Genomic DNA, 24867 nt, shown 5'->3' on the forward strand with positions numbered 1-24867 from the left:
GGAGGGCGGGCTCAGCACCGCCGCGCGAGCCGGCCGCCGATTTCGACGGCGGTCGCCGCGCCGGGTTCGCCGCGGAACCGCCCGCACGGGGTGGCGCGGCCGGTCGCCGGGTCGCGCACGGTGAAGGCGCCGTCGGCGTACCGGGTCAGTTCGGGGAAGACGTCGCCGTCCACGTCGAGGCACGCGCCGCCGGCGGCGTCCGGCCGGACCGTGTATCCGATGGCGCCGTTGCGATAAGTGCCGAAATCGCCGTCCGGAAGGGGAATCGGGCAGGATTCCGCGGTCTGGACGGTCGTCGGCGGAAGACCGAGTTCCGGCAGTTCCCCGGCCAGGTCGTGCCAGAGATCGGTGCCGCCCGCGCCGTTGGCGGTGAGCGCGAGCACGCAGGCCCCGGCCTGGTCGATCCGCAGGTGGCACGAGGTGCCGTCGGCCGTCCCGTCGTGGCCGAGCCAGCGGAATTCCTCGTCGCCGAAACAGGCCAGCCCCAGTCCCCAGCCGTCGGCGAGGCCGAACGGTTCCGCGCCCGGCACCGGCCGGTGCAGGTCACTGGCGGTGACGACGTCGAGCAGCCCCGGTTTGCCGAGGTGAACCCGCCCGAGCGCGACCAGGTCGCGGGCGCTCAGCGCGAGCGCGCCCGCCGGGTCCAGCATCGGCGGCAGCACCTGCGCGAGCGGGCGCTCGCCGTCGCGCGCGTGCCCGGCCGCGACGCCCGGACTGTCGACGTAAACCGGCTCGATCTCCAAGGGCCGCAACAGGATCGATTCGACCGCCTCGCGCCAGCCCATCCCGGTTGCCTCTTCGATCAGGAGGCCGACCAGCGCGTAGCCGAGGTTGGAATAGGAGAACGCGGCGCCCGGTTCGCAGACGAACTCCGCGGCCCGCACCTCTTTCCGGCAGGATCCGGCGGCGTCGGCCGGATCCGAGGGCAGTCCGCTCGTGTGGCTCAGCAGCCTGCGCAAGGTCAGCCCGGCGGAAAGCGAGCGGTCGCCGAGGATCTCGCCGACCGGCTGGTCCAGCTCCAGATCGCCGTCGGAGACGAGCATCATCGCCAGCGTCGCGGTCGCCACCTTGGTGATCGAGCCGATCGGCACCCACGAGTCCTCCCGCATCGGCCTGCCGCCGCCCGCCGAACCGGTCTGGACCATTACGGTCTCGCCGCCGGACCAGACCGCGACCTGCGCTCCCGGCACCCGATGCCGGACGGCCAGCCGCGAGAGCTTGGCGGCCAGCCGGTCCGCATCGCCGACGCCAGGCACCGGGCGCGGTCTCGGGACGGCGAATCTTTCTTTCCGGGAGTGCATGACCATGCCTTTCGAATACTCGTAGGAGCCGCCCGGGGAATTGCCCCCCGCCCGCGCGGCACTAGCCCCAGCAGAGCGCGGCCGTCATCGAGACCGGACCCGCGCCGGAATCCATACCCTGCCTAGCACGGTTGCGCTCCAGCAACCGCCAAACGAAGGACTGCCGCATACGCCGGTTCGCACCCAGCGTCACACATTGCCGAGAGCATTCTAAAATATGAACAACGGACTCACACCTCGGGGCGACGCACAGATAAGCGGACGGTCCGCCTTCGCATTCGGCCGACGTCCCGCCCGCGTACCGCACCGTTTCCCGCTGCTCCGACCAGCGTAAACCGTCCATTCTCCGCGCCGCCGGATCAATGATCGCCACCGCTGAAGTAGTGCCAACAGCGGCCGCCGTTACCCCGACCGCAGCAACATCGCCGCCGCGAACCGGACTTCCGCCGCTTCCCGGAAAACGATCACCTTCCGCCTTCTCTAAACGTCCCCGAACAGCTAGCGGGACAAGTCGATCAGGAAGAATCGGCGATTCGCTCCGCTAAACCTCACCCGATCACCGGAAAATTCCGCTGGCTCCCCGCCGCGCGGAATTCGCCCGCTCTCCCCCGCACCACACGAATGGCGCGCGACGGCAGTAGCCCTTACCGCCGGGTAACTCGACTCCGCACTTCCCGTTGTTCCGGCGCGGGCCGCCGCTGTCGATTCCGTCGCAACCACCTCCGCCCGCACAGTCGCCCCCGCCGCCGGAAACGTTGCACCTTCTCCGCCGCCAATAGCCGAACAGCGGAACCCCGCTTCCCGGACGGTGCACGGAAACGGCCGCTATCGGCAAACTGTCAATAAGATGCATATTCCGCAGCGCGCCCGGCCGCGCGGATCGGTAAAGGGAACCATAGGGGCGGTTGCCTGCGCATTGACCTTCGACCTTGCCACGTCTGTCCACTATGGACAGCATCGCTCTTTATTCCGCGCGTTTCCCGGCCCGCATCGCCGGCAGCAGCACCGGCAACGCCACGACCAGCGCGATCCCCCGCACCCCGCCGGCCACCGGATACGCCGCCCGGATGCCGAGCGCGTCCGCGACCAGTCCCCCGGCCAGCGATCCCAGCGGCATCAAGCCCCAGCCCAGCATCCGGTAGACGCTGTGCACGCGCCCGCGCAGTTCCGCCGGCACCGCCTGCTGCCGCAGGCTGACCGTGACCACGCTCCAGAGCGTCGTCGCAAATCCGTTAATCCCCAGCAGAGCACCGAGAACCACCGCATTCGGACTCGCACCGATGAGCACGAAGATCACCGCGTTGGCGACCAACGCGACCAGCAGTGCTTGCAGCGCCCCGATTTTCGCCACGACCCGCGCGTTGACCATCCCGCCGAGCACGCTGCCCGCCGCGGCCCCCGCGAGCAGCACGCCGTAACCGCGCTCGCTGACGTGCAGGATCTGCGTCGCGAGCAGCACGACCGTGACGTTGCCGAGCTGGTAACAGAACGTGTTCACCGCCAGCAGCCCGGCCAACGTCCGCAACAACCGGTGCCGGCCGAGCCAGCGCACCCCCTCCGCCACCGCGACCCGAACCGGCGGCTGCACTCCTCGCGGCACCGGACGCCGAGGCAAGGTCGCCAGCAACGCCGCAGACCCCACGAAGGACACCGCGTCCACGCCGAACGGCAGCGCCGCCGCGCCCGCGAACAGCAGACTGCCGATCGGCGGGCCGACGAACAACTGCCCCGCATTGGCGACCGCGTACTGACTGCCGTTCGCCCGGTGCAGTTGCGGCTCGGAAACAAGGTCCGGCAGCACCGCGAGCGACGCGTTCGCGAACACGACCTCGCACGCGCTGAGCCCGAACCCCATGGCCGCCAGCCCCGCGATGTCGATCCGCCCCAGCCCGATCAGCACCGCGACCACCGCGACGATCACCGCCTGGAGCGCCTGCGACCGCCAGAGGAGCCCGACTCGGTCGCGCCGATCCACGAGCGCACCCGCGGGCAGGGAGAGCAGCAGCCAGGGAAGGTAGGTCGCGGCCGAGACGACCGAGACCAGCACCGGATCGCGCGTGAGCGTGACCGTCAGCAGCGGGACGGCGGCGGAGAAGATCCCGTCGCCCACGTTGTCCACCGCCGAGGCACACCACAACCGCCAATACGCGGCGGGGAGCTTGGAGTCGCTTCGCTTCATGGCCGGGAGCTTTCTCGGGTCGAACATGTGTTCGCCATGATGTAGGCTGGAGCTACATCGAATGTTCCGTCGTGCGGTGGTCGCGGCGTCCTGGTATTTCGCTTGCCGCAGGGGCGTGGGCGGCGCAGACTGGCGCGGCCGATGCCAAATCCTGCGCGAATCCCGAACCAGCCTGACGCGTCCTTACCGGGGCGTGTCTGTCGGCGTGGGGTCACGACGCCTGGATGCGCCTCCGGCGCTCCCGCCGGGGTTGGGGGGACGGCCGAGCGCGCGACGGCTGGACGTGCGGCCAGGCGCGCCGCGTCGGCCAGGCACACCAGGACCGTCATCGCCGCGGCCAGACTCGCCGGGTCCGTACTCGCCGCGGCCAGACTCGCCGGTTCCGTACTCGCCGCCGCCAGACTCGCCGAGTCCGTACTCGCCGCCGCCAGACTCGCCGAGCCCGTCATCGCCGCCGCCAGACTCGCCGAGTCCGTCATCGCCGCGGCCGAGCACCCCGGAACACCCCGATGGGGTTTTCTCAGTAGCGCCTTGAGTCGGGCCTGCCGCAAGGCGGTAAGCCTCGCGGGTGCCTGGCGAGGCGCGGGTGAAGCTGTCCCCGGCCGATGCCCGCCGGTCTGTCCGGTGAGCACCGCAGGTGAAGGGAACCCTGCGGGAATCAGAGTCAATGAGGATTCCCCTCACGTACGTCGGCGGAGGCGGAGGCGGAGCCGGGCGCGAGGCAGAGCCAGGCGTTGCGCGTTGCCGCAGCGAGGCCGCACACCACAGCTACTCAGAAAACTTCAATGCGGCAATGCCAGGGACTTAAACCGTGCGGCCTCGCCGAGCCAACCGTCCGCGAAGGACCCCGCGCTCGCCGAAATGCCCAGACCATGCCCTCATGACCGCTCACCGACGGCACACCCCGCGCCCAGGACAGAGGTCTCGAACCGCAGCCGCAGCGCCGCCCCAAAGGCCTGGCAGGGCCCGCTTCGGAGCGCGCGGCAGCCGAACGAACGGATGCTTCATGATCGACGCAATCATCGCCGGCTGCGGGCCGACCGGTGCGACGCTGGCCGCCGAGCTGCGGTTGCACGGCGTGCGGGTTCTCGTCCTGGAGAAGGAAACCGAGCCGCTCCCGTTAGCCCGCATCGTCAGCCTGCATATCCGCAGCCTTGAGCAATTCGCGATGCGCGGCCTGCTGGAGCGACTCCTCCAGCGCGGACGGCAACGGCCGGTCGGCGGCATCTTCGCGGGCATCCCCCAGCCCGCCCCCGAGGAGCTCGACACCGCGTACTTGCTGGGCATCCCCCAGCCGGTCGTCGTGCGGCTGCTCGAAGAGCACGCGATCGGGCTGGGCGCGGAGGTCCGGCACGGCTGCGCGATCGCCGGGTTCGAGCAGGACGAGGACGGAGTGACCGTCGAACTGGCCGACGGCGAACAGTTGCGAGCGAAGTACCTCGTCGGCTGCGACGGTGCGCGCAGCACCGTGCGCAAGCTGCTCGGCGTCGGCTTCCCGGGCGAACCCTCCCGGACCGAAACCCTCATGGGCGAGATGGCCGCCACCTCGCCGCAGGAGGAGATCACCGCCAAGGTGGCGGAGATTCGCCAGGCCGACAAGCGTTTCATGCTGGGGCCGGTCGAGGAAGGCCGCTATCGCGTCGTGGTCCCCGCCGCGGGGCTCAGTTCCGGACCGCCCGTTCTCGAGGACTTCCGAGAGCGACTGCGCGCCCTCGCCGGAACCGATTTCGGCATTCATTCCCCGCGCTGGCTGTCCCGTTTCGGCGACGCCACCAGGCTGGCCGACCGGTACCGCGTCGGCCGGGTGCTGCTGGCGGGCGACGCCGCGCACATCCACCCGCCCACCGGCGGCCAGGGCCTCAACCTCGGCGTGCAGGACGCGTTCAACCTCGGCTGGAAGCTGGCCGCGCGGATCCGCGGCTGGGCCCCGGACGCCCTGCTCGACACCTACCAGGAGGAACGCCGTCCGGTAGCCGCGGACGTCCTCGACAACACCCGCGCCCAGATGGAACTGTCGTCCGCCGAAGCGGGACCGCGGGCCGTGCGCAGGCTGCTCGCCGAACTGATGGAGATCGACGAGGTCAACCGCCGCCTGATCGGGAAAATCACCGCGATCGACCTCCGCTACGACTTCGGCGAAGGCCCCGGCCTGCTCGGCCGCCGTCTCCCCGACCTCGACCTGAAGCGAGGCCGCCTCTACGACCGCCTCCACCGGGGCCGCGGCCTGGTGCTGGACCGCACTGGACGGCTGACCGTCGAAGGCTGGGCGGACCGGGTCGACCTCCTCGCCGACCCCGCGGCGGCCCTGGACGCCCCTGCCGTCCTGGTCCGCCCCGACGGATACGTCGCCTGGATCGGCGAGGACCAGCGAGAGCTGAACCGCCGGCTCGCCCGCTGGTTCGGCGACCGAACCGCGACCGCCTGAGCACCGCGCAACGAAGACCTCGCCGTACCAGCGGACGGGTCGAGCCCTGACGGAACTGATTCCGTCAGGGCTCCCCTCGCGACCCAGGCCCGGGCATTGCGCCCGCACACCCGCCTTCTGCCGCATAATCGCGACGTGCCGCTCACTCTCGAACTGAGCACCGGCGACCTGGCCGGCACCAGGCTCGCCGTCTCGCCGCTGTCCGAAACCGTTTCCGGTCTGCAGACCCTGGCCGGATGCTGGGGCCCGCGGCATGGACACTGGACCCGCTGGGCCGCCGGAGAACTCGCCGCCCGGCCGCTGGACCTGTCACGGACCTGGCCGCTGCTCGTCACCGGCCGGGCCGGCTGGCCGCAGTTCCTGCTGCCCGCCCCGGCCCGCGCGGCGAGCACGATCGACGAGGCGCTCGCCGCGATGTGCCGGACCACCCCGAGCCAAGTCCGGCGGAGCCTGCGCGGCGTGTTCGGCGAGCACTTGCCCGTCCCCGCCCAAGCGCTCGCCGACGACCCCGAGGCCGGGCTGCGCGCCGTCGCCGCCGAATTACGTCAAGCGCACGACCGTTTGATCGCACCGCATTGGGCCCGGCTGCGCGCTGTCCTCGACGCCGACATCGCCTACCGCGCCAAACAATGGGCCGACGGCGGCGCGGCCCGCCTGTTCACCGACCTGCACGCCGGACTGAACTGGCACGACGGCCGCCTGACCCTCGACGGCGACCACCGTCCCTCGCCCGGACGCCCCGCCGGCGGGCTGGTCCTCTCCCCCGTCGTGCTCGGTCCGCCGTGGGTGATGATCAAACTGCACACCACCACCCAGACCACGATCCGCTACCCAGCGCGAGGCAGCGGTGCACTGTGGACAGCCGCCGAGCGACGTCCCGGCGGGAACGCGGTCCGCCTTCTGGGGCGACGGCGCGCCGAACTGCTGGAGACACTGCGCTCCCCCGCCACGACCACTGACCTCGCCGAGGCCCTGCACGTGTCGCCGAGCGCGGTTTCGCAGCACCTCCGGGTCCTGCGCGACAGCGGCCTGGTCGCCGGGCAGCGGTCCGGCCGCGCGGTTCTCTACCGCACCACCGAGCAAGGAATCCGCCTCCTGAGCCCTGGCTCGCCGACGCATCGGCGCCAGGATGTGCGTCCAGGCTCCGATCCCACGTCCGAGGCACAAATGTGACAACTCCACTCCGGGTGCCACATTTCCGGAGTACGATCTCGCCGACCGCGACCGGCCTCGCGGAGAGGGGAAGCGGCGGGGATGAGCGACTGGCGGGTGCCCGGGTTCACGGAGGTCGACGTGCTCGGCGTGGGCGGCTTCGGCCGCGTCGTGCTGGCCAAGCACCAGGAATCCGGCCGGATGGTGGCGATCAAGTACCTGCTCGCGGAGTACCTCGCCGACCCGGACATCGCGGCCGGGTTCCGCCGCGAGGCATGGCTGCTGTCCGGCGTCCGAAGCCCGCACGTCGTGCAGTTGTTCGACTTCGTCGAAACGCCGCAGGGCGCCGCGCTGGTGATGGAGGCCGTGCCCGGCGTGTCCCTGCGCGCGCTTCTGGCGGCGGAGAACGTCCTCGCCCCGGAATCCGCGCTGGCCATTCTGAAGGGCTCGCTCCTCGGTCTCGCCGACGCGCACGCCGCCGGAGTCGTCCATCGCGACTACAAGCCGGGAAACGTGCTGGTGTCGCGGGAAGGCCAGTCGAAACTGGTCGACTTCGGACTGGCCACTTTGGACGGACGCAACGGACTGACCGCCGGTTCCCCGTCGTACATGGCGCCCGAGCAGTGGGCTGGGCAACCGGGCCGGCCCGCCACCGATGTGTACGCCGCCACCTGCGTGTTCTACCAATGCATCACCGGGCACCAGCCGTTCGAGGCGACCACCACCGACGAACTGCGCTCGCTGCACCAGATGGCGCCCGTGCCGCTGGACGCGGTGCCCGAGAAACTCCGTCCGCTGATCGCGCGCGGGATGGCCAAAGACCCGGCGTGGCGACCGTCCACAGCGGACGCCTTCGTGTCCGAGTTGGAAACCGTCGCCCGCAAGGCCTACGGAAAGGACTGGGAGAAACGCGGCTGGAAGCGCCTGGCCGCCGCGTCCGCGGCGCTGACCGCGCTCACCCCGCTGGCGCTGCTGGCCTCCGCCGGAACCGCCGCCGCGCCGATCGGCGCGGGCGCCGGCGCCGTCGCGGCCGGGGCTCCTGTTGCCACGGGCACCGGGGCCGGGGCGACCGCGGTGATCGTCGGCAAGGTCGTCGCGGTGCTGGTGGTCGTCGGCGCGCTCGTCACCGGCGGGATCCTGGTCTTCAACCGCCAGGACGATCCGCCCGCGCCCGCGGCGCTCACGGTGGCGATCCAAACCGATTTCGGACGCGACCAAGCCCTCCCGATCACCTACGACCTCCAGTACCCGCAAGTGTCCGGCGGACCGGACGCCGCGGTGCGGAAACGCATCAACGACGCTTTGCGCGCCCCGATCGACAAGCGGCTGAAGGCCATCCGCGACGCACGCGCCAATCCGGACTGGCGGCAGCAGTTCACCGACACCGGGGACACGCCCGCGGCGCACACGACCGCGCAGATCTTGCTGCAGACGCCGAGCCTGCTTTCCGTTCGCTACGACCACGGTCTCGACTCGCAGGTGCTGGGGCACACGACCTGGCGTTTCCCGGAAACCGTGAACGTCGACCTCGCCACCGGGAACCCGCTCGGCCCCCAGGACATGTTCCGGCCCGAAGCGCTGACCGCGGCCGGGATGAAAACGCTGACCGACCGCATCGACCCGCACACCCAGGCCGGTTTTTGCCGGGAGCCGACCGTCGGCTACGACACCGGCCGGAAAACCACCGTCGACGCGGCGGACCGGGTGCCCAGCCGCGGGCACGTGCCCGCGCCGCCGATCGGATTCACCAAGACCGGGGTCCAGTTCGAAATGGTGTGGTACGAACTGGGATGCATCATGGCGGCCGGAAAAGAAACGGTCGTCCTCCCCTATTCCGAGATCAGCGACCTGCTGCAACCGAAATTCCTGACAATGCTGGGCGTCGGAGCGGCTTCCCCGGCGCCCTCGACGCCGTCTTCGTCTGCTCCGGCGGCCAGCACCACCTACACCAACCCCCGGTTCGGCTTCACCACACGCGTTCCCCGGGGATATACCGCGGCACCGTACAGCCCGGAAAACGGCGACGGAATGACGTTCGCCAACAAGCCACTCCACGCGACCATGACCGTCTGGGGCACCAACTCAGGCGGCCGCACTGTCGCCGCCGCACTGGCCGACGCGGCCGCCGAGACGGAAGCACAGTCCGGCCGGGTGACCTACCGCAAGGACGAAGGCGACCACTATTCGATTTCCGGCTATCAAAGCGACGGAATGATCTTCTACGAGATAGGTTTCTCCGGCCCCGGGTCGACGGCGACACTGCGCTGGGTCTATCCGCGCGAGCACAAAGCCGAACTCGACGCGCCGGTGAGCACTACCGCGGAGGCCTTCCGTCCGGGAGACCTCTCCCAGCCGCACTGACCCTCGGCCGCGAAACGAATCAGCCGAGGCCGAGCAGCGCGTCGGCATTTCCGTGGGCGATTTTTTCCTGATCCTCGCGGGAAAGATGCGAATCGGTCAGGAAGGACACCGCTCCCTCGTTGCCGAGCATCGGGAAATCGACGGAGTGAAGGATCCGGTCGACGCCGACCGTGTCCGCGCAGTACCGGAGCTGGGCCTGGCTGAACATGCCGCTCGGGGTGATGAACACGTTGTCCCGGAAGTACTCGCGGAAAGTCCGGTCGAGCTTCGTCATCCGCCGCGGCATGGTCTCGTCCAGCCGGTCGAGGTAGAACGGGACGAATTCGCCCCAGTGGCCGAGGATGAACCGCAGGCCCGGATAGCGGTCGAGGACCCCGGCGAGCACCAGGTGCAGGAAGTGCACGGCGGTTTCCTGATGCCATCCCCACGCGGGCAGCCGGAACGCCGCCGACACCGCCGGCGAGAGCCCGCCCGCATAGCTGGCCTCGCTGACCGCCGCCGGCGGCGGGGCCGGGTGCAGGTAGATGGGCACGGACAGGTCGCTGGCGGCGCGCAGAATGGGGTCGAAGCGCGGCTGGTCCAGGAATTCGTCGTCGGTGCGCCCCATGATCATCGTGCCGACGAAGCCCAGTTCGCCGACGCACCGGCGCAATTCGTCCGCCGCGGCGGCGGGGACGGCCGTCGGCAGGGCGGCGAACGCGGCGAACCGGCCGGGGAACGCCGCGACCGCCTCGGCCATGGTGTCGTTGGCCGCGGCGGTCAGTTCCGGTGCGACCTCCGCCGGAAGGAAAGTGTTGACCAGCGAGAGAACCTGCGTGGTGATGCCGTGCCGGTCCATGTCGGCGATCCGGGCGGCGCCCAGGTCCTCCAGGAGATCGGGACGGCGCGGGTACGGCATCCCGGTGTCCGGGTCGAACGCCGCGGCGTACCCGGGCACGTGTTTCAGCAGGTTCGGCATGCCGGCGGCGGTCACCGCCGGGTCGGTCCAGTGTTCTTCGAGCGTGACAATCCGCATCGCTGCCCCTGTTCGTCGGTCTGTCTCTCCACGATGGCCCCAGGCAAGCGATAAGCTCAAACACTTGTTTCTGATTCACTGATCAGTTCTGCTGATAGGAGACGGGATGGAGCTGCGGCACCTGCGCTACTTCGTCGCGGTGGCCGAGGAGGGCGGGTTCAGCGCGGCGGCGCGCACGCTGCACGTCGTCCAGCCCACGTTGAGCATGCAGATCCGGGACCTGGAGCACGAACTCGGCGGGCCGTTGTTCGACCGCGCCGGACGGCGGCCCCGGCTCACCCCGGCAGGCCAGGCGTTCCTGATCGAAGCGCGGCAAGTGCTCGCCCAGGCCGAACGCGCACAGGACGCGGCGCGGTCCGCCTTGCGCGGGGAGACCGGGAGCGTCCGGATCGGCGTGGCGGGCGCCGTGGTGTTCGGCGGCCTCCTGGCCGGTCTGATCCGCGATTTCCACGAGGCGCGTCCGCTGGTCCGGATCGAGTTGCGGGAGGCGGGGCCGCAGGTTCAGCGCACCGCGATCCTCGCCGGCGAACTGGACGTCGGGTTCAGCGCGCTCCCGGCTCCGCCCGGCGAACCCCGCCTGGCCTCGGCTCCGGCCAGCTCGGTGTCGTTTCTGGTCGCATTGCCCGCCGGGCACCGCCTCGGCCGGCACCGGACGCTGACCGTCGAGCAGCTCGCCGGGGAGGAACACATCGAGTACATCACCGGCGACGGCGACCTCACTCCGCCGTGGCCGCACCGGCGCGAGGCGGACCCGCCGTCCCGTTTTCGCGCCGACAGCACGCTGAGCGTGCTGGCGCTGATCGCCGCGAAGGTGGGCATCGCGGTGGTCCCGGCGGGCGTGGAACGGGCCGCGGTCCCGGAAGTCGTGTACCGGCCGCTGGCCGAACCCGGCCGTGCGACCGACTTCCACTTGCTGCACCGCAGCACCGAACCGGTGCCGGCAGTGGCCGCTTTCGTCCGCGCCTGCCGGCAACCGTCGGCGCTTCGGCCGGAAACCGCATCGCGTGCGCCGGGTGGTTCACCACGCTCGCCCGGGGGAAGCTCCTGAGGACAGTGAGCGAAATCCGTTAGACGGGCGCCGGACGGCGTGGTCTGATCGAGGCGAGCGTCCTGGTCCGCGGGGCGCCTGACCGAGAAACTTGCCTTTGCCCGCAACGCACTTCGCCGACGAAGCCGTGGTCAGGCGCCTCCTGGCCGCTCAGCTGCCCGAACTGGCCGCCCTCCCGCTCTCGCGGCTCGACCCGGCCGGTTCGGACAACGTCATCTACCGGCTCGGGGACGAACTGTCGGTGCGCCTGCCGCGCGGCGAATGGGCGGCGGGGCAGCCGGAAAAGGAATCCCGGTGGCTCCCCCGGCTCGCGCCGCATCTGCCGGTGGCGATTCCCGAGCCGGTCGCGCTCGGCTCGCCGGGCGAGGGATATCCGTGGCATTGGTCGGTCTCTCGCTGGCTGCCGGGCTCGCCCCCGGAAATCGGCGGGCTCGCCTGCCCGGACCGGATCGCGCGCGAACTGGCCCGGTTCGTCGCGGCCCTCCACCGGATCCCAGCCGACGCCTCGCTCGCTGCCGGACCGCACAACGGGTTCATCGGCACACCGCTCGCGCGCCGGGACACCGGAACCCGCGTCGCGATCGCCGAGACCGCCGATGTCTTCGACAGCGCCGCACTGACCGCGGTCTGGGAGGCCGCGCTCGCGGCACCGCCGTGGCCGCATCCGCCGGTGTGGGTGCACGGCGACCTTCATCCGGGCAACCTCCTGCTGGCGGACGGACAGATCAGCGCCGTCCTCGACTTCGGCGTGCTCGGCGTCGGCGATCCGGCTTGCGACGCGCTGATCGCGTGGACACTGCTCCCGCCTTCGGCGCGAGAGGTCTTTCGCGCCGAGTCGGGCCTCGACGAGGACAGCTGGACGCGCGGGCGCGGATACGCGTTGAGCACCGGACTCAACGCGTACACCGCTTATGCGGCAACGAATCCGCGGGTGGCCGCGAGCACGGGATACCAGATCAGGGAGACGCTGGCGGACTTCCAGCGCGCCTGATTCGGCGCCCAGCTCGCCGATACCCGGCAAATCCGGCGCACACTGCTGCTCCATTCGGATGATCGACAACTTTCTCGCCCGGCATCCGCCCCCTGTCGCACCTAGCCTCGACGGACCCGGCGGCCGCAGACTGTCCCGCGTGAGCGAGGCCCGGCTCCACGGCCGGTTCCGACATCGTTGCCTGCCGGGGGCACGGCTGGACGAGAGGAAGATCGATCGATGGCTGATCGGATCACCGGGCAGGGCAAGGAAAGCCCGGACACGCCGGGCGAGGCGGCTGCGGGGAAGGCGGCCCCAGCCGAGACAACCGCACGCACAGCGACCCCGTCCGGCGCCGCCCCGGGCACGACGGCCTCAGGCGAAGCCACGGCAATCTCAGGCAAGGCCGCCCCAGCCGAGACAGCCGCACCCAAGGCGAGCGCGGCCAGCGACCCCAAAAAGCTCCGTTCCCGCCACATCACCATGATCGCCCTCGGCGGGATCATCGGGGCCAGTCTCTTCGTCGGCTCCGGCAACGTCGTCCGCGCGGTCGGGCCCGCGGCCGTCGTCTCCTACCTCATCGGCGGCCTGCTCGTCTTCCTCGCGATGCGGATGCTCGGCGAGATGGCCGCCGCACGGCCGGCGATCGGGTCGTTCATGGAGTACGCCCGGGCCGGGCTCGGGGAATGGGCGGGATATCTCGTCGGATGGCTGTACTGGTACTACTGGATCGGCGTGATCGCGTTCGAGGCGGTCGTCGGCGGGTCGGTGCTCGGCGGGTGGTTCCCGGACGTCCCGCAGTGGGTGTTCTCGGTGGTGCTGCTGCTGTTCTTCACCAGCACGAACCTGGTGTCGGCGCGGTCGTTCGGCGAGGTCGAGTACTGGCTGGCGAGCATCAAGGTCGCCGCGATCATCGTGTTCCTCGCGGTCGGCGCGCTGTTCGCGTTCGGGCTCTGGCCGAAGGCCAGTTTCTCGATCCCGAACCTCTGGCAGCACGGCGGGTTCGCACCGAACGGCTGGTGGCCGGTGCTCAGCGGCGTCGCGATCGTGATTTTCTCCTACTTCGGCACCGAGATCGCGGTGATGGCCGCGGCCGAGTCCGAGGATCCGGCGAAGGGCGTGCGGCAGGCCGTCGTCACGGTGATCTGGCGGATCCTGCTGTTCTTCGTCGGCGGGGTGCTGCTGATCGTCACCATCGTCCCGTGGAACCAGCTGCCGAATCCCAAGCAGGAGGGGCCGTTCGCGCACGCCTTCACGTTGTTCGGGCTGCCCGGAGCCGGTCTGGTAATGAACGCGGTCGTGCTCACCGCCGCGTGTTCGGTGCTCAACTCCGGGCTCTACTCCGCCGGGCGGATGTTCTCCGCGCTCGCCGAGAAGCGGCTGGCCCCGCGCGTGGTGGCGAAGAAGAGCAAGTCCGGCGTGCCCGCCGTCGCGGTGGTGGCTTGCACGATCGGCGGGTACATCGCGGTGTTCGTCAACTTCGTCGCGCCCGACTCCGGCATCTTCGACTTCATCATGAACTCCGCGGGCCTCGTCGCGCTGTTCGTGTACTCGTTCATCGCGTTCACCCAGATGCGGATGCGGCACAAGATGACGCCGGAGGAACGCGCCGGGCTGAAGCTCAAGATGTGGCTGCATCCGTGGCTCGGCATCCTGACCGTCCTCGGCGTCGTGGCGATCATCGTGGTCATGCTGCTGACCGACGATTCCGCCCGCACCCAGGTGTGGACCAGCATCGTGTCGCTGGTGGTGATCGCGGCGTTCTGGCCGCTGGTGCGCAGGCAACTGCGCAAGAGCGCGGCGAAGGAGAGCTGAGGCCCGCTGCCGGGGGTGCGGGAGCGAAGCGGTCGGCGGGCAGCCCGGGGAAGCGCGCTCTAGGCTGTCGCGGTGGCTGCTCCGCAGGTGATCGCCGGGCGTTACCGGCTCGAGGAACGCCTCGGAGCCGGCGGGATGGGGGTCGTCTGGCGGGCGAGCGACCTGGAACTTCGCCGGACGGTCGCGCTCAAGCGGTCGCTCGACGGCGACGAACCGCAGATCCGCCGCGAGGCCCGGCTCGGCGCGGCGCTGCAGCATCCGAACATCGTCGCGGTGTACGACTCCGTTTCCGACGGCGCCGACCGATGGCTCGTCATGGAGTACCTCCCGGCGCGCAGTTTGGCCGAGATCGTGCGCACCGACGGTGTCCTGCCTCCGGGACGAGCCGCGGCGATCGGCGCGCAGATCGCGTCCGCGCTCGCCGCGATGCACGCCCGCGGCATGGTGCACCGCGACCTCACCCCGGGCAACGTCCTGGTCGCCGACGACGGCACCGCCAAACTCGCCGACCTCGGCATCTCCCGCGGCCACGAAGTCACGCTCACCGGCAGCGCCCGCGTCGGCGGCACCGCCGGGTACCTCGCGCCGGAAGTCGCGAACGGCGAGGCAGCCACCGCCGCGTCGGACGTCTTCTCCCTCGGGGCGACGCTGTTCGCGGCTGTCGAGGGCGGTTCTCCTTGGGGCAGCGCGGAAAACGGGCCGTTCGCGCAGCTGCGCCGGGCCGCGGAAGGGACTCCCGAGCCGCTGCGCAACGCTCGTGGGCTCGCTGTGCGGGCGATGCTCAGCCGTCAGCCGGGGAAACGCCCGACCGCGGCCGAGGCCGAGGCCCTGCTGCGCGGTGCGCCGGTGCCGCAAGCCGCGAAGAAACCCAAGCGACGCATGGTCATCGGCTCAGTCATCGGCGCGGTTGTCCTTCTGGCCGCCGGGTTTCTCGTCTTCGCCCGCGACGACGCCCCGCCCGCGAAGGCGACCGCCGCACCGCAGGCACAAGACCTGATCGGCGACCCGCGCACCGCCGATCCGTGCTCGCTGCTGTCGGTGAATTCCCTGAGCCAGTACGGCAAGGCGTTCCTCGAACCGAACCTCGGCGCCTTCGCGCGGTGCGACCTGAACACGACCCTGCCCGACCGCGGCGGAACGGTTGTCACCAGTCTGGAACTGTCCGAACCGGAGCAGTACCCGCAGGTGCCGCCGGTCCGGGGACAGCTCGGCGAGATCCGGCGGCCGAATCCCGACGCCGGGAAATGCCGTCGTTCCTTCACGCTGCCGGACCTCTCGGTCGTCACGGTGAGTTCGGTCCGCTCGGACGGCGCGGCCGCTCCGCAACTGTGCGCGATGGCGGACGCCGTCGTCGGGGACGCCTACGCGCGCGTCGCCCGCGGCCCGGTCGCCCGCCGGGCCCAGCCGTTCCAGCCGGGTTCGCTGGCGCGCACGGACGCCTGCACGCTGGTCGACGACGCCACGCTCCGCCGGACCGTCGGGCCGGACTATCCGGTCGACCGGCATTTCGCGAACTGGGCCTGCTCGTGGGGACACGACGCGAAGTCGGTCGACCTCTACTACGACCGCCAGTGGCCGCTGGCCGAGGACCCGCCGGACGGCCAGACGCGCACGACCGCCGGCGGACGCCTCGCGTACGTCGATCCGCACGAGCGCGAAGGCGACACGTGCGACGTCACCGTCGTCTACCGCACCTATTCGCCAGCACTCCCCTCGCTCGAAGGCACACCGCAACAACGAGACGAGGTCGTGCTGGTCGAGATCACCGACGAAGCGAACAAAGGCAACCTCGCCGCCGTCTGCGACACAGCGAAATCCGTCGCCGCGACCGTCGCGGCCCGCCTGCCCTAGAACGGACAGCAGCTCAGCGACCGCCGCGAGATCGGGAAGTCGAAGTAGGTGTCCGGGAACGTCTCCGGCTGGAACGTGTAGTGCCACCATTCCTCGGGCAGGTTCTTGAACCCGGCCCGTTCCAGTCCGCGCAGCAGGAGCATCCGGTTCTCCCGCTGTTTGCCGGCGATCCGCGGGTCGAGCGTGTGCGCGAGGGTGTCGAAGCAGTCGAAACCGGTGCCCATGTCGAGCGAGTTGTCCGGGAATCGTTCGGCTTTCGGGCCGTAGCACGGCGTCAGCGGCTCGCCGGGGCGGTACGGCCGCGTCGGGAGCGCCGGAAGCCGGACGAGGGTCAGGTCGACCGTGCTTCCCCGGCTGTGGCCGGATTTCGCCGCGATGTAGCCGTCCGCGAAAAGGCGGTCCTTCTCCACGCGCGGGTAGAACTCGGCCTTCATCCGCAGATCGGACAGATCCTCGGCCCAGCGCACGAAGTTGTCGACCGCGCGCTGCGGGCGGTAGCAGTCGTAGACCTTCAGCGTGTAACCCCGGCGCAGGAACGACAACTGCGCCTTGTGCAGGGCGGCAGCGGCGGCCCGGGTCAGGATGCACATCGGCTGCCGGTAGCCGTCGACCCGCGCGCCGGTGAAGTTGTGCGGCGTGCTGTACCGGATCTCCTGCACGATGGTCGGGTCGACGTCACGCAAGGCGACGAATTCGGGCGGCGCCTTCACCTCCGGTGCGGCCGGCGCCGGCGGTGCGGCGACGAGACAGGTCAGCAGGCTCATCGCGGCGACCGCAAGGCCGCGCATCATCTTTCCGCGCATAGCCGGATTGCTTACCACAAGATCGCGCTGAAGTCCCCGGGTGCGGACACAAGGCCGCACCCGGGGAAGGTCCGGATCAGTAGTCCCAGACAGCCGGCACGAAACGGAACGCGTTGCCCGCGACCGCCACGTGGCAGACGGACGGGAACGGCAGGTGCGTCGCGACCAGCTGCTCGCCGCTGGCCGCCAGCTCCTTCAGCAGCCGGACCCGGACGCGTGCCGATTCCTCCGGGTCGTGCTCGAAACCGTTGTACCAGTCCGGATTCTCGAATCCGGGCTGGAACACCGCGTCACCGGCGAAGGTGAGCCGCTCGCCGCCGGACTCCAGCCGGACGATGCTGTGGCCGGGAGTATGTCCACCAGTACGGCAGATGCGTACGCCCGGCGCCACCTCGTGTTCGGTCTCGAACGGCCGCAGCTGGCCGCGGTACACGTCGAGGAACCGGGTGGCCGTCGTGCGCAGCACCTCCGGGATCGGCTCCGGCATGACGGTCCGCGAGAAATCGGGGGCCTGCCAGAATTCTGCCTCCGCCGAAGCGAGGTGCACCTGCAGATCCTCGCGCAGGCGGCCGCGGAGCCCCTCGACGAGCAAGCCGCCGATGTGGTCCATGTGCAGGTGGGTGAGCACGACATCGGTCACCGACGACGGGTCGATTCCGGCCGCGACGAGCCGCATCGCCAGTTGCCCGGCGCGGGGGAAGCCGGGGAATTCGGTTCCCAGGCCGGAATCGATCAGCACCGTCCGGCCGCCGCTGCGCACCACGGCGACGTTCAGCGGCCAGTCGATCATCTCCGGCGGCAGGAACATCTCGCGCAGCCACGCGGCCAGATCGGCCCGGTCGGCGTTGGTGGCCAGCGTTTCGGCGGTGATCGGCAGCACCCCGTCGCTGATCACCAGCACGTCGATGTCGCCGACCTTCAGCGCGTACCGCGAAGGGACCGCCTCGTCGAGACGGGCGGAAGGGGCCAAGCTCATAGGTTCTCCTCGGGAGTCGCACAGCCAGATCGTCGGCTAAGACCGGACGGCCGCCCGGTTTGTGACAACCCGCCGGAAAAAGCGTTCGTCCGGGATCTTGTTCCGCGACAGTCAGGTTTGCGGAGCTTTCGACGCCTTCCGCACCACGCGCCGCCGCCCGTCCGCGCGCAGCATGGGCTCGAACCGCGACCGCGCCTCCTCCGCCAGCTCGGCGCCGAGGTCGACCTCGTACCGGCCCGCCGAAGCCGCGATGCGCAACTGATCGCCGCGCGCGCCAAGACCGGTGATGCGGTTCCGCGCCACCGCCAGCAACTGCACGCCATGGGTCAGCGGCCGCCGGCCCAGCACATGCCGGACCACCACCAGCTCCTGCCGCGTCAACGCGACGAACGCCGCCGGCCGGGATCGCTGCCACAGCCAGCGTCGCGGGAGTTCCGGTTCCGCGCCGAGGCAGCGCGCATGCCGGGGATGCCCCAGTGCCACCAGCGGCGACACGGGAAGCCGCTCCCAGCCGAGAGAAGGCGGGCCCGCGTGCGCCGGTTCCGGCGCGCCGGGACGGTGCGCGCGCGACCGCACGTGCGTCACGAGGTCGGCCACCGCGGGCCACGCCCACGAGCGGTAGCGGAAAACCAGTGTCGCCCGAACGCCGGTTAGCACCAGGCACGAGTGCTTCCCCGCCATCGCGTGCTCGACCGCGATCAGCTCCGGGTACGGGATCGCGCCGACGATGCGCGGGTACGGCAGATCGTCGACCCACAGCGCCACCCCGCGCGCGCCCGCGCCCAGCGCCTGTTCCGGCGTCCACACCACGCCGTCGCCCGACGGCCGGGTCGCCGACGGGGCCAGGACCACCTCGCCGGGGCCGACCAGGTCCGCGAGGTCTTCCGCCGCCGCACCCGGCCGGGACCAGCGCGAAGGCGGTTTCGTGTCGAGGCGGTCGGCGAGGTCGCGGCCGACCTGGATCTCCCACGGCTCGGCCGCGGCGCCGAGCGCGGCCCGCGCCCCACCGATGCCGGACATGCGAGCCTCCTGCCGCCGCGGGAGCCGGGCCGGACGCCCGGTTCTTCCAGCGTATACACCGCCGCGGAGCCGGTTCCCATTCCGCAGTCCGCCCGGGTGCGACCTAGATCACCCGATCGCCGCAACCCGCTTCGGCGATGCGCCCGCGCCCGCCCCGCCCCTAGAATCGGCGGTGCGGCACCGTGGCCACACCGTCCTTTGTGGACACAGCGCCGTACGGTCAGCCGTCGACCCTGGAGGGAACCTCGTGTCCGCACCGGAATCCGTGCAGATCGTCACCGCCCGGCGCATCGTGACCATGGCCGGCGCCGAACCTCCGGCCTTCGCGATGCGCGGCGAACGGATCGTCGCGCACGGCACTGTCGCCGACTTGCGCGGCGAGTTCCCGGCCGCGCAGCTGCACGATTTCGGCGATGCCACCGTCATCCCCGGCTTCAACGACGCCCACCAGCACCCGACCGTCGTCGCCGCGCAGTCCTTGCAGGTCGACCTCTCGCCGTCCCGGATCCGCTCGACCGCAGACCTCACCGCGGCCCTGCGCGAACGAGCCGCCGCGACGCCGCCCGGCGAATGGGTCATCGGCTGCGGCTACGACTCGTTCCGCAGCAACGGCGGCCGCGAACTCACCCGCGCCGAACTGGACGAAGCCTGCCCGGACCACCCGGTCCTGGTCGTGCACGTGACGCTGCACGCCGGCGTCGTCAACTCCCCCGGCCTCGCCCTCGCCGGCCTCGCCGACTCCAGCGAACCCCCGCCCGGCGGCCACCTCGGCCGGGACGCCGCCGGCCGCCTCGACGGCGTCATCCACGACCAAGCCCTCTACGACCTGGCGTTTCCCGCCTTCACCCCGCGCCCGACGATCGTGCGGGACCCGTCGACCGAGGTCCTGGCCGCCGCCTTCACCCGGCACGCAGCGGCTCTGCACGCCGCCGGCATCACCTCGGTCGGCGACGCACTCGTCGGCCGCACCGAATGGCAGGTCCTCCGCCACCTCGCCGACCAGAACCAGCTCACGCTCCGGGTCAACGCGCTCGCCGCCTACGACCACTTCGACTACTTCCGTGCCCTCCCCGACACCCCGCTCACGCCCGAAACCCGGCTGCGCCTTGGCGGCGTCAAGACCTTCGCCGACGGTGCCGTCAACGGCGGGACCTGCCTGGTCGAGCAGCCCATCGAAGGCACCGACAGCTACGGCTTGGAGCGCGTCAGCGCCGCCGAACTCGCCGACACCGTGCGCCACGTGCACGACGCCGGCTGGAGGGTCTGCGTGCACGCCAACGGCGACCGCGCGATCCGCCGGGTCCTCGACGCCGTCGACCAGGCCCAAGCCGCCAACCCGCGCGAGGATCCCCGGCACCGCATCGAACACTGTTCCATCATCGACGACGAGATCCTGAAGCGCATGCGCGAGCACGGCATGGTCGCGGTGCCGTTCGCGAACTACGCCGCCGCGCACGGGGACAAACTGACCAAGTACTACGGGGAGGAACGGGTCGAGCGCATGTTCGCCCACCGCGCGATGCTCGACGCCGGAGTCGCCGTGGCCGGCTCGTCGGACCATCCGTGCGGGCCGTTCCCGCCGCTGTACGCACTGCGCAGCTGCGTGACGCGCCGGGCCCCGGACGGCGAGTTGTTCGGGCCTTCGCAGCGGATCAGCGTGGAGGCCGCGCTCGGGGTTTACACCACGGGGTCGGCCTATGCGTCCGGGGAGGAGACCACCAAGGGCCAGCTCGCGCCGGGGTTCCTGGCCGATTTCGCGGTGCTGGCGGAGGATCCGTTCGCGGCCGATCCGGAAGCGCTGGATCGGGTGCCGGTACGGGAAACGTGGGTCGGCGGGGAGCAGGTCTGGTCGGCCTGATTTATCGCCGGAAACTCGATATTTGCAAGATAAATCGCACCGGCTAGCGTTTTCTCCATGAACGCTGCCGTCGTCCGCGCCACGCCCGAATCCGTACCGCAGCTCGTCGCCTCGGCAACCGCCTTGTTCGCCGAGGACGGCGGGCAGCGCGATCCGCAGCTGGACCTCGGCTGGCCGCGCCGCGAAGGTACCGCCTACTTCACGGAACTAGTGCGCCGCAACGATTCCCTGTGCCTGCTGGCGCTCTCCCCCGCAAATTCCGCGATCGGCCACCTGATCGGCCGAATCCGCCGCCCCGACCCACTCCGGCCGAGCGCGGTGGCCGGCGTGCTGGAAAGCCTGCGCGTCGACCCCGCACACCACGAAACCGGTGTCGCGACGGCGCTGACGGAAGAATTCTTCGCTTGGGCAAGGGAATGCGGCGCGAATCAAGCCAGCGTCACGGCGTATGCGGCCAACGAATCCGCCATCAGCTTCTACCGCGGCCGCGGGTTCTCCCCGTTCGAACTCACGTTGCACGCGCCGCTCTAGCTCCTACAGCGTCAGATACCCCTGCGCGAACGCCGCAGCCACCGCCGCCGCGCGGTCGTTTACGCCCAGTTTCGCGTAGACGTGCAGCAGGTGCGTCTTCACCGTCGCCTGGCTGATGAACAACTGCTCCGCCGCCCGGCGGTTCGTCGCGCCCTTCGCGATCAGGTTCAGGACCTCGATCTCGCGTTCCGACAACAGGTCCGCCGCAGGGTGCCGCAACTGTCCCAGCAGGCGGGTCGCGACCGTCGGCGACAGCACTGCCTGCCCTTGCGCCGCCGCCTCGACCGCGCGGAAAAGCTCCTCCCGGGGCGCTTCCTTCAGCAGATACCCGGTGGCTCCCGCTTCGATGGCCGGGAGGACGTCGCTGTCGGTGTCGTACGTTGTCAGCACCAGGATTCGGGCGGGGACACCGCGTTTCGCCAGTTCCTTGATCGCGGTGACGCCGTCGGTGCCCGGCATTCGCAGGTCCATCAGGATGACGTCCGGCCGAAGCCGCACACCAGCGGTGATCGCGGCCTCGCCGTCCGCGGCCTCGCCGACCACCTCGAACCGCGGCTCGGCGCCGAACATGCCGCGCAGGCCGTCGCGCACCACCGGGTGATCGTCGACGATCAGCACCGAGATCACCGCGCACCTCCGGCTGGAATGGCGGGCACGGTCGCCGAGATCGCGGTGCCGCGGCCGGGTTCCGATTCGATGTCCAGGCGTCCCGCGAGGCGTTGCACTCGTTGCCGCATTCCGGACAGGCCGAAACCGCCGTTCGTGGAGCCGTTGGCGCGCTTGACGTTCGGTGCGAAGCCGACGCCGTCGTCGCGGACGTCCAGCGTCACCAGGTCCGGCATGTACGACAAAGTGAGGCCGACCCGCTTCGCTCGCGCATGCTTCGCGACGTTCGACAGCGCTTCTTGAGCTGTCCGCAGCAAGGCCACCTCGACGTCGGTGTGCATCGGGCGGGCGTCGCCGGTGGTGGTGAGCACGGCATCGACGCTGTTGGCCGCTGACCAATTTCTCGTCACCTCGCCGATCGCCTCCGGGAGCCGAGCCTCGGCGAGTACCGACGGCTCCACCGAGTGAACCGTCCGGCGGGCTTCGATCAGGCTTTCCCGGGCCAGATTCGTCGCGTTCGCCACGTGGCGGCCCAGCGCTTCCGGTTCGGCGGCGGTTTGTTCGGCTGCTTGCAACTGCGTCAGGATTCCGGCCAGGCCCTGTGCGAGGGTGTCGTGGATTTCCCGCGCCATCCGCTGCCGTTCGTCCAGGACCCCGGCCTCGCGAGCCTGGACCAGCAATCGCGCGTGCAGTCCGGCGTTCTCGGCCAGGGCGGCTTCCAGTTTAAGATTGGCCTCGTGCAGTTCGGTGAGCGCCTGCTTCTGCAGTTCGTTCCGCTGATACGCCATTTCCACGAAATAAAACACCGCTCCCGCCAGCACGATCGAAAGCACGCTGACGCCCAGCAAAACCCACCACAAGTTTTCCGCGCTGATCTTGGTGATTCCGCCCAGGAAGGCCATCGCCGAGATCATCGCGGTGGCCGCGGCGCCGGCGTACCGCCAGCGCCCGGTCAGGTACTGGAAAGCTTGCGGGTAACCGGCAAAGGCGAACAGGCCGTACCACGGCGCAAGAGCGGCCAAGCCCGCCGCCATCGTCAGCAGGCCCGCGTAATAGCCCGCCCGCAACGTGTGCGGATGAAGAGTGTGAAACCACAGCAGCCAAAGCGCGACAGCCGCGGAAAGGCCTAGCACAACAGGAAGATACGCGGGCAGTTGAAGCAGGGCAATGCCTACGCTCACCGCGAGAAGAACGTAGGGCAGCACGGTGAAGGTCGCCGTCTGTGCGCGTTCCCAGCGGTCGAACTCTTCGCGCAGATCCCCCTCGATGCCCACCAGTCACTCCCAGCGGAAATAGCGCGCGGCCAAGCCCCCGGCCACGGCAAGCCACCCTAGCATGACACCGAGGTGCAGCAGCTGCGGCCAATTCCCGGAAGCCGTGTCCTGCAATGCTTGTACGCCCGCGCCGAGCGGCGTCAGATCGCTGATCGTCCGCAGCACACGGTTCATGCTGTCGCGCGGCAGCCAGAGCCCGGCGAAGAACACGAGCGGGAAGAACACCAGGGAACCGACCGCGCTGGCGCTTTTGGCGGACCGGGCGAGCGCCGCGACCAGCAGTCCGATCGCGAACAGCGCCAGTGCCAGCAGGGCGAAGCTGAGCACGTACCCGGGCAGGTGCTGAGGCAGGTCGAGGCCGAAAGCCAGCCATCCGGTCAGGAGGATGACCAGCGTCGACGCCGCCGACAGCACCACGGCCATCAGCAGTTGCGCACCGAGCAGGACCGTCGGTTTCACCGGGGTGAGCCGCATCCGCCGCAGCACGCCCGTCTCGCGATAAGACGCGAACAGCTGCGACAGCCCGCTGAGCGAGAACAGCGCGACTCCCATCGCGACGACGATCGGCGGGTAGCGGCTGATCGTCTGGACTCCGTCCGGCCCGGTTTCGCGCAACGCCGGGATCAGGCCGAGAACGCCGAACAGGACCGGCGAGAACGCGAGCGCGAAAAACACGACGATCGGTTCGCGGAAGAACAGTTTCGTTTCGGTGGCGGCGAGCCGGGACAAGGCGGGCACCGGGGTCTCCTCAGGATTCGATGGAACGGCCGGTGAGCGCGACGAACGCGTCGTCCAGCGTGGTCTGGTCCATGCGCAGGTCGGCGATCTGGTCGCGGGCCAGCGCGGACGTCACGGCGAGCAGCAGGTTTCCCTGTCCGGTGACGACGATCTGGCTGCCCGCGCGCTCGACGGCGGTGACCTCCGGCAGTGCTGTGAGCACCGTTTCGTCCCACGGCGCGGCGACGCGAAACCGGAGCCGCTGCTGGTCGTCGACGCGTGCCACCAGCCCGGCCGGGCTGTCGACCGCGACGACCTGACCAGCGTCGATGACCGCCAGCCGGTCGCACAGCCGCTCGGCCTCCGCCATGAAGTGCGTGACCAGCAGGATCGTCACGCCGCGCGCGCGGATGCGTTCGACCAGGCCCCAGACGTCGCGGCGGGCCTGCGGATCGAGGCCGGTGGTGAGCTCGTCGAGGACCGCGACCTTCGGATTGCCGAGCAGCGCGAGCGCGATCGACAGCCGTTGTTTCTGGCCGCCGGACAAGCGGCGGAACTGAGTGCCGAGCTTGCTCTCGAGGGTCAGGATCTCGGCGAGTTCCCGCCAGTCGGCCGGGTCGCGGTAGAACGAGCTGTACAGCCGGAGCGCTTCGCCTACCTTCAGTTTGTGCGGCAGGCCGCTTTCCTGGAGCTGCCCGCCGAGGACCTGGCGCAGTTCGCCCTCGTCGCGCTGCGGGTCGAGGCCGCAGACCTGGATCGTCCCGCCGTCCGGCCTCCGCAATCCTTCCACGCACTCGACCGTCGTGGTCTTGCCGGCCCCGTTCGGGCCGAGAATGCCGAAAATCTCGCCCGGTTCGACGGCGAAGCTGACGCCGTCGACGACAGTTCGCCCGCCGTACCGCTTGACGAGGCGGTCCACCTCGATGATTGCCATGCGTTCACCGTGCCGGGCGGCACCGGTGCGG

Annotated in this window: 19 protein-coding genes; 9 read left to right on the forward strand and 10 right to left on the reverse strand. The window is 70.3% G+C overall.

Features of this window, described 5'->3' with window-relative positions:
• Positions 1–11 precede the first annotated feature (11 nt).
• Both H4281_RS15420 and H4281_RS15425 read right to left on the reverse strand, forming a co-directional pair.
• Positions 12–1256 (reverse strand): serine hydrolase domain-containing protein, encoded by a 1245-nt coding sequence (locus tag H4281_RS15420; protein ID WP_312872120.1) that lies wholly within the window; start codon positions 1254–1256, stop codon positions 12–14.
• Positions 1257–2265: 1009 nt separating this feature from the next.
• Positions 2266–3480: an MFS transporter gene (locus H4281_RS15425; RefSeq protein ID WP_220507289.1), complete on the reverse strand. Its 1215-nt coding sequence runs from the start codon at positions 3478–3480 to the stop codon at positions 2266–2268.
• A gap of 1006 nt (positions 3481–4486) precedes the next feature.
• Here H4281_RS15425 and H4281_RS15430 point away from each other — a divergent pair.
• The 3 genes from H4281_RS15430 to H4281_RS15440 all read left to right on the forward strand — a co-directional run bounded on the left by H4281_RS15430 (position 4487) and on the right by H4281_RS15440 (position 9418).
• Positions 4487–5905, forward strand: coding sequence for an FAD-dependent monooxygenase (locus tag H4281_RS15430; RefSeq protein WP_182891606.1), 1419 nt, complete (start codon positions 4487–4489; stop codon positions 5903–5905).
• 135 nt (positions 5906–6040) lie between these two features.
• Entirely contained in the window at positions 6041–7078 is a 1038-nt protein-coding gene (locus H4281_RS15435; protein WP_182891607.1) for an ArsR/SmtB family transcription factor, read from the forward strand.
• Positions 7079–7159: 81 nt separating this feature from the next.
• Positions 7160–9418 (forward strand): protein kinase domain-containing protein, encoded by a 2259-nt coding sequence (locus H4281_RS15440; protein WP_182891608.1) that lies wholly within the window; start codon positions 7160–7162, stop codon positions 9416–9418.
• A 19-nt stretch (positions 9419–9437) separates the two neighbouring features.
• Here H4281_RS15440 and H4281_RS15445 read toward each other — a convergent pair whose 3' ends face one another.
• On the reverse strand, positions 9438–10433 hold the full coding sequence (locus tag H4281_RS15445; protein ID WP_182891609.1) for an amidohydrolase family protein: 996 nt from the start codon (positions 10431–10433) through the stop codon (positions 9438–9440).
• A 106-nt stretch (positions 10434–10539) separates the two neighbouring features.
• On the opposite strand from H4281_RS15445, the gene H4281_RS15450 reads away from it, so the two are divergent.
• From H4281_RS15450 to H4281_RS15465, 4 genes are all read left to right on the forward strand, one after another.
• Positions 10540–11481: a LysR family transcriptional regulator gene (locus H4281_RS15450; protein WP_182891610.1), complete on the forward strand. Its 942-nt coding sequence runs from the start codon at positions 10540–10542 to the stop codon at positions 11479–11481.
• 127 nt (positions 11482–11608) lie between these two features.
• Positions 11609–12472: an aminoglycoside phosphotransferase family protein gene (locus tag H4281_RS15455; RefSeq protein WP_312872121.1), complete on the forward strand. Its 864-nt coding sequence runs from the start codon at positions 11609–11611 to the stop codon at positions 12470–12472.
• Between the two features lie 462 nt (positions 12473–12934).
• Positions 12935–14266 carry an amino acid permease gene (locus H4281_RS15460; RefSeq protein ID WP_220507340.1) on the forward strand — a complete coding sequence of 444 codons (1332 nt, stop codon included), beginning with the start codon at positions 12935–12937 and terminating at the stop codon, positions 14264–14266.
• A gap of 72 nt (positions 14267–14338) precedes the next feature.
• Positions 14339–16117 carry a serine/threonine-protein kinase gene (locus tag H4281_RS15465; protein WP_182891613.1) on the forward strand — a complete coding sequence of 593 codons (1779 nt, stop codon included), beginning with the start codon at positions 14339–14341 and terminating at the stop codon, positions 16115–16117.
• On the opposite strand, the gene H4281_RS15470 is transcribed toward H4281_RS15465, so the two are convergent.
• From H4281_RS15470 to H4281_RS15480, 3 genes are all read right to left on the reverse strand, one after another.
• Entirely contained in the window at positions 16114–16920 is an 807-nt protein-coding gene (locus tag H4281_RS15470) for a M15 family metallopeptidase (RefSeq protein WP_182891614.1), read from the reverse strand. The genes H4281_RS15465 and H4281_RS15470 overlap by 4 nt on opposite strands.
• A gap of 76 nt (positions 16921–16996) precedes the next feature.
• The gene (locus H4281_RS15475) at positions 16997–17896 is read right to left on the reverse strand and encodes an MBL fold metallo-hydrolase (RefSeq protein ID WP_182891615.1); all 900 of its coding nucleotides are present in this window, start codon (positions 17894–17896) and stop codon (positions 16997–16999) included.
• Between the two features lie 111 nt (positions 17897–18007).
• Entirely contained in the window at positions 18008–18916 is a 909-nt protein-coding gene (locus tag H4281_RS15480) for a hypothetical protein (protein WP_182891616.1), read from the reverse strand.
• A gap of 247 nt (positions 18917–19163) precedes the next feature.
• Here H4281_RS15480 and H4281_RS15485 point away from each other — a divergent pair, with 247 nt between their 5' ends.
• Entirely contained in the window at positions 19164–20774 is a 1611-nt protein-coding gene (locus H4281_RS15485; protein ID WP_312872122.1) for an amidohydrolase, read from the forward strand.
• Positions 20775–20831: 57 nt separating this feature from the next.
• Positions 20832–21305, forward strand: a complete 474-nt coding sequence (locus H4281_RS15490; protein WP_182891618.1) for a GNAT family N-acetyltransferase — start codon at positions 20832–20834, stop codon at positions 21303–21305.
• 3 nt (positions 21306–21308) lie between these two features.
• On the opposite strand, the gene H4281_RS15495 is transcribed toward H4281_RS15490, so the two are convergent.
• Genes H4281_RS15495 through H4281_RS15510 form a run of 4 tightly spaced genes read right to left on the reverse strand, consistent with a single transcriptional unit; the run spans position 21309 to position 24836 of the window.
• A complete protein-coding gene (locus H4281_RS15495; protein WP_182891619.1) occupies positions 21309–21932 on the reverse strand; it encodes a response regulator in 624 nt (207 codons plus the stop codon).
• On the reverse strand, positions 21929–23185 hold the full coding sequence (locus H4281_RS15500; RefSeq protein ID WP_182891620.1) for a sensor histidine kinase: 1257 nt from the start codon (positions 23183–23185) through the stop codon (positions 21929–21931). Before H4281_RS15500 ends, H4281_RS15495 begins: the two co-directional genes overlap by 4 nt.
• Positions 23186–23188: 3 nt before the next feature.
• The gene (locus H4281_RS15505; RefSeq protein WP_182891621.1) at positions 23189–23923 is read right to left on the reverse strand and encodes an ABC transporter permease; all 735 of its coding nucleotides are present in this window, start codon (positions 23921–23923) and stop codon (positions 23189–23191) included.
• 10 nt (positions 23924–23933) lie between these two features.
• A complete protein-coding gene (locus H4281_RS15510; RefSeq protein WP_182891622.1) occupies positions 23934–24836 on the reverse strand; it encodes an ABC transporter ATP-binding protein in 903 nt (300 codons plus the stop codon).
• Positions 24837–24867 lie beyond the last annotated feature (31 nt).

This window comes from Amycolatopsis dendrobii (genome assembly GCF_014145675.1).
GTDB lineage: Bacteria > Actinomycetota > Actinomycetes > Mycobacteriales > Pseudonocardiaceae > Amycolatopsis > Amycolatopsis dendrobii.

Coding starts and splice junctions, on each gene's coding strand:
- H4281_RS15430 (WP_182891606.1), top strand. CDS start 4,487: ATGATCGACGCAATCATCGCCGGCTGCGGGCCGACCGGTGCGACGCTG.
- H4281_RS15490 (WP_182891618.1), top strand. CDS start 20,832: ATGAACGCTGCCGTCGTCCGCGCCACGCCCGAATCCGTACCGCAGCTC.
- H4281_RS15480 (WP_182891616.1), bottom strand. CDS start 18,916: ATGTCCGGCATCGGTGGGGCGCGGGCCGCGCTCGGCGCCGCGGCCGAG.
- H4281_RS15510 (WP_182891622.1), bottom strand. CDS start 24,836: ATGGCAATCATCGAGGTGGACCGCCTCGTCAAGCGGTACGGCGGGCGA.
- H4281_RS15475 (WP_182891615.1), bottom strand. CDS start 17,896: ATGAGCTTGGCCCCTTCCGCCCGTCTCGACGAGGCGGTCCCTTCGCGG.
- H4281_RS15450 (WP_182891610.1), top strand. CDS start 10,540: ATGGAGCTGCGGCACCTGCGCTACTTCGTCGCGGTGGCCGAGGAGGGC.
- H4281_RS15425 (WP_220507289.1), bottom strand. CDS start 3,480: ATGAAGCGAAGCGACTCCAAGCTCCCCGCCGCGTATTGGCGGTTGTGG.
- H4281_RS15440 (WP_182891608.1), top strand. CDS start 7,160: ATGAGCGACTGGCGGGTGCCCGGGTTCACGGAGGTCGACGTGCTCGGC.
- H4281_RS15460 (WP_220507340.1), top strand. CDS start 12,935: ATGATCGCCCTCGGCGGGATCATCGGGGCCAGTCTCTTCGTCGGCTCC.
- H4281_RS15445 (WP_182891609.1), bottom strand. CDS start 10,433: ATGCGGATTGTCACGCTCGAAGAACACTGGACCGACCCGGCGGTGACC.
- H4281_RS15470 (WP_182891614.1), bottom strand. CDS start 16,920: ATGCGCGGAAAGATGATGCGCGGCCTTGCGGTCGCCGCGATGAGCCTG.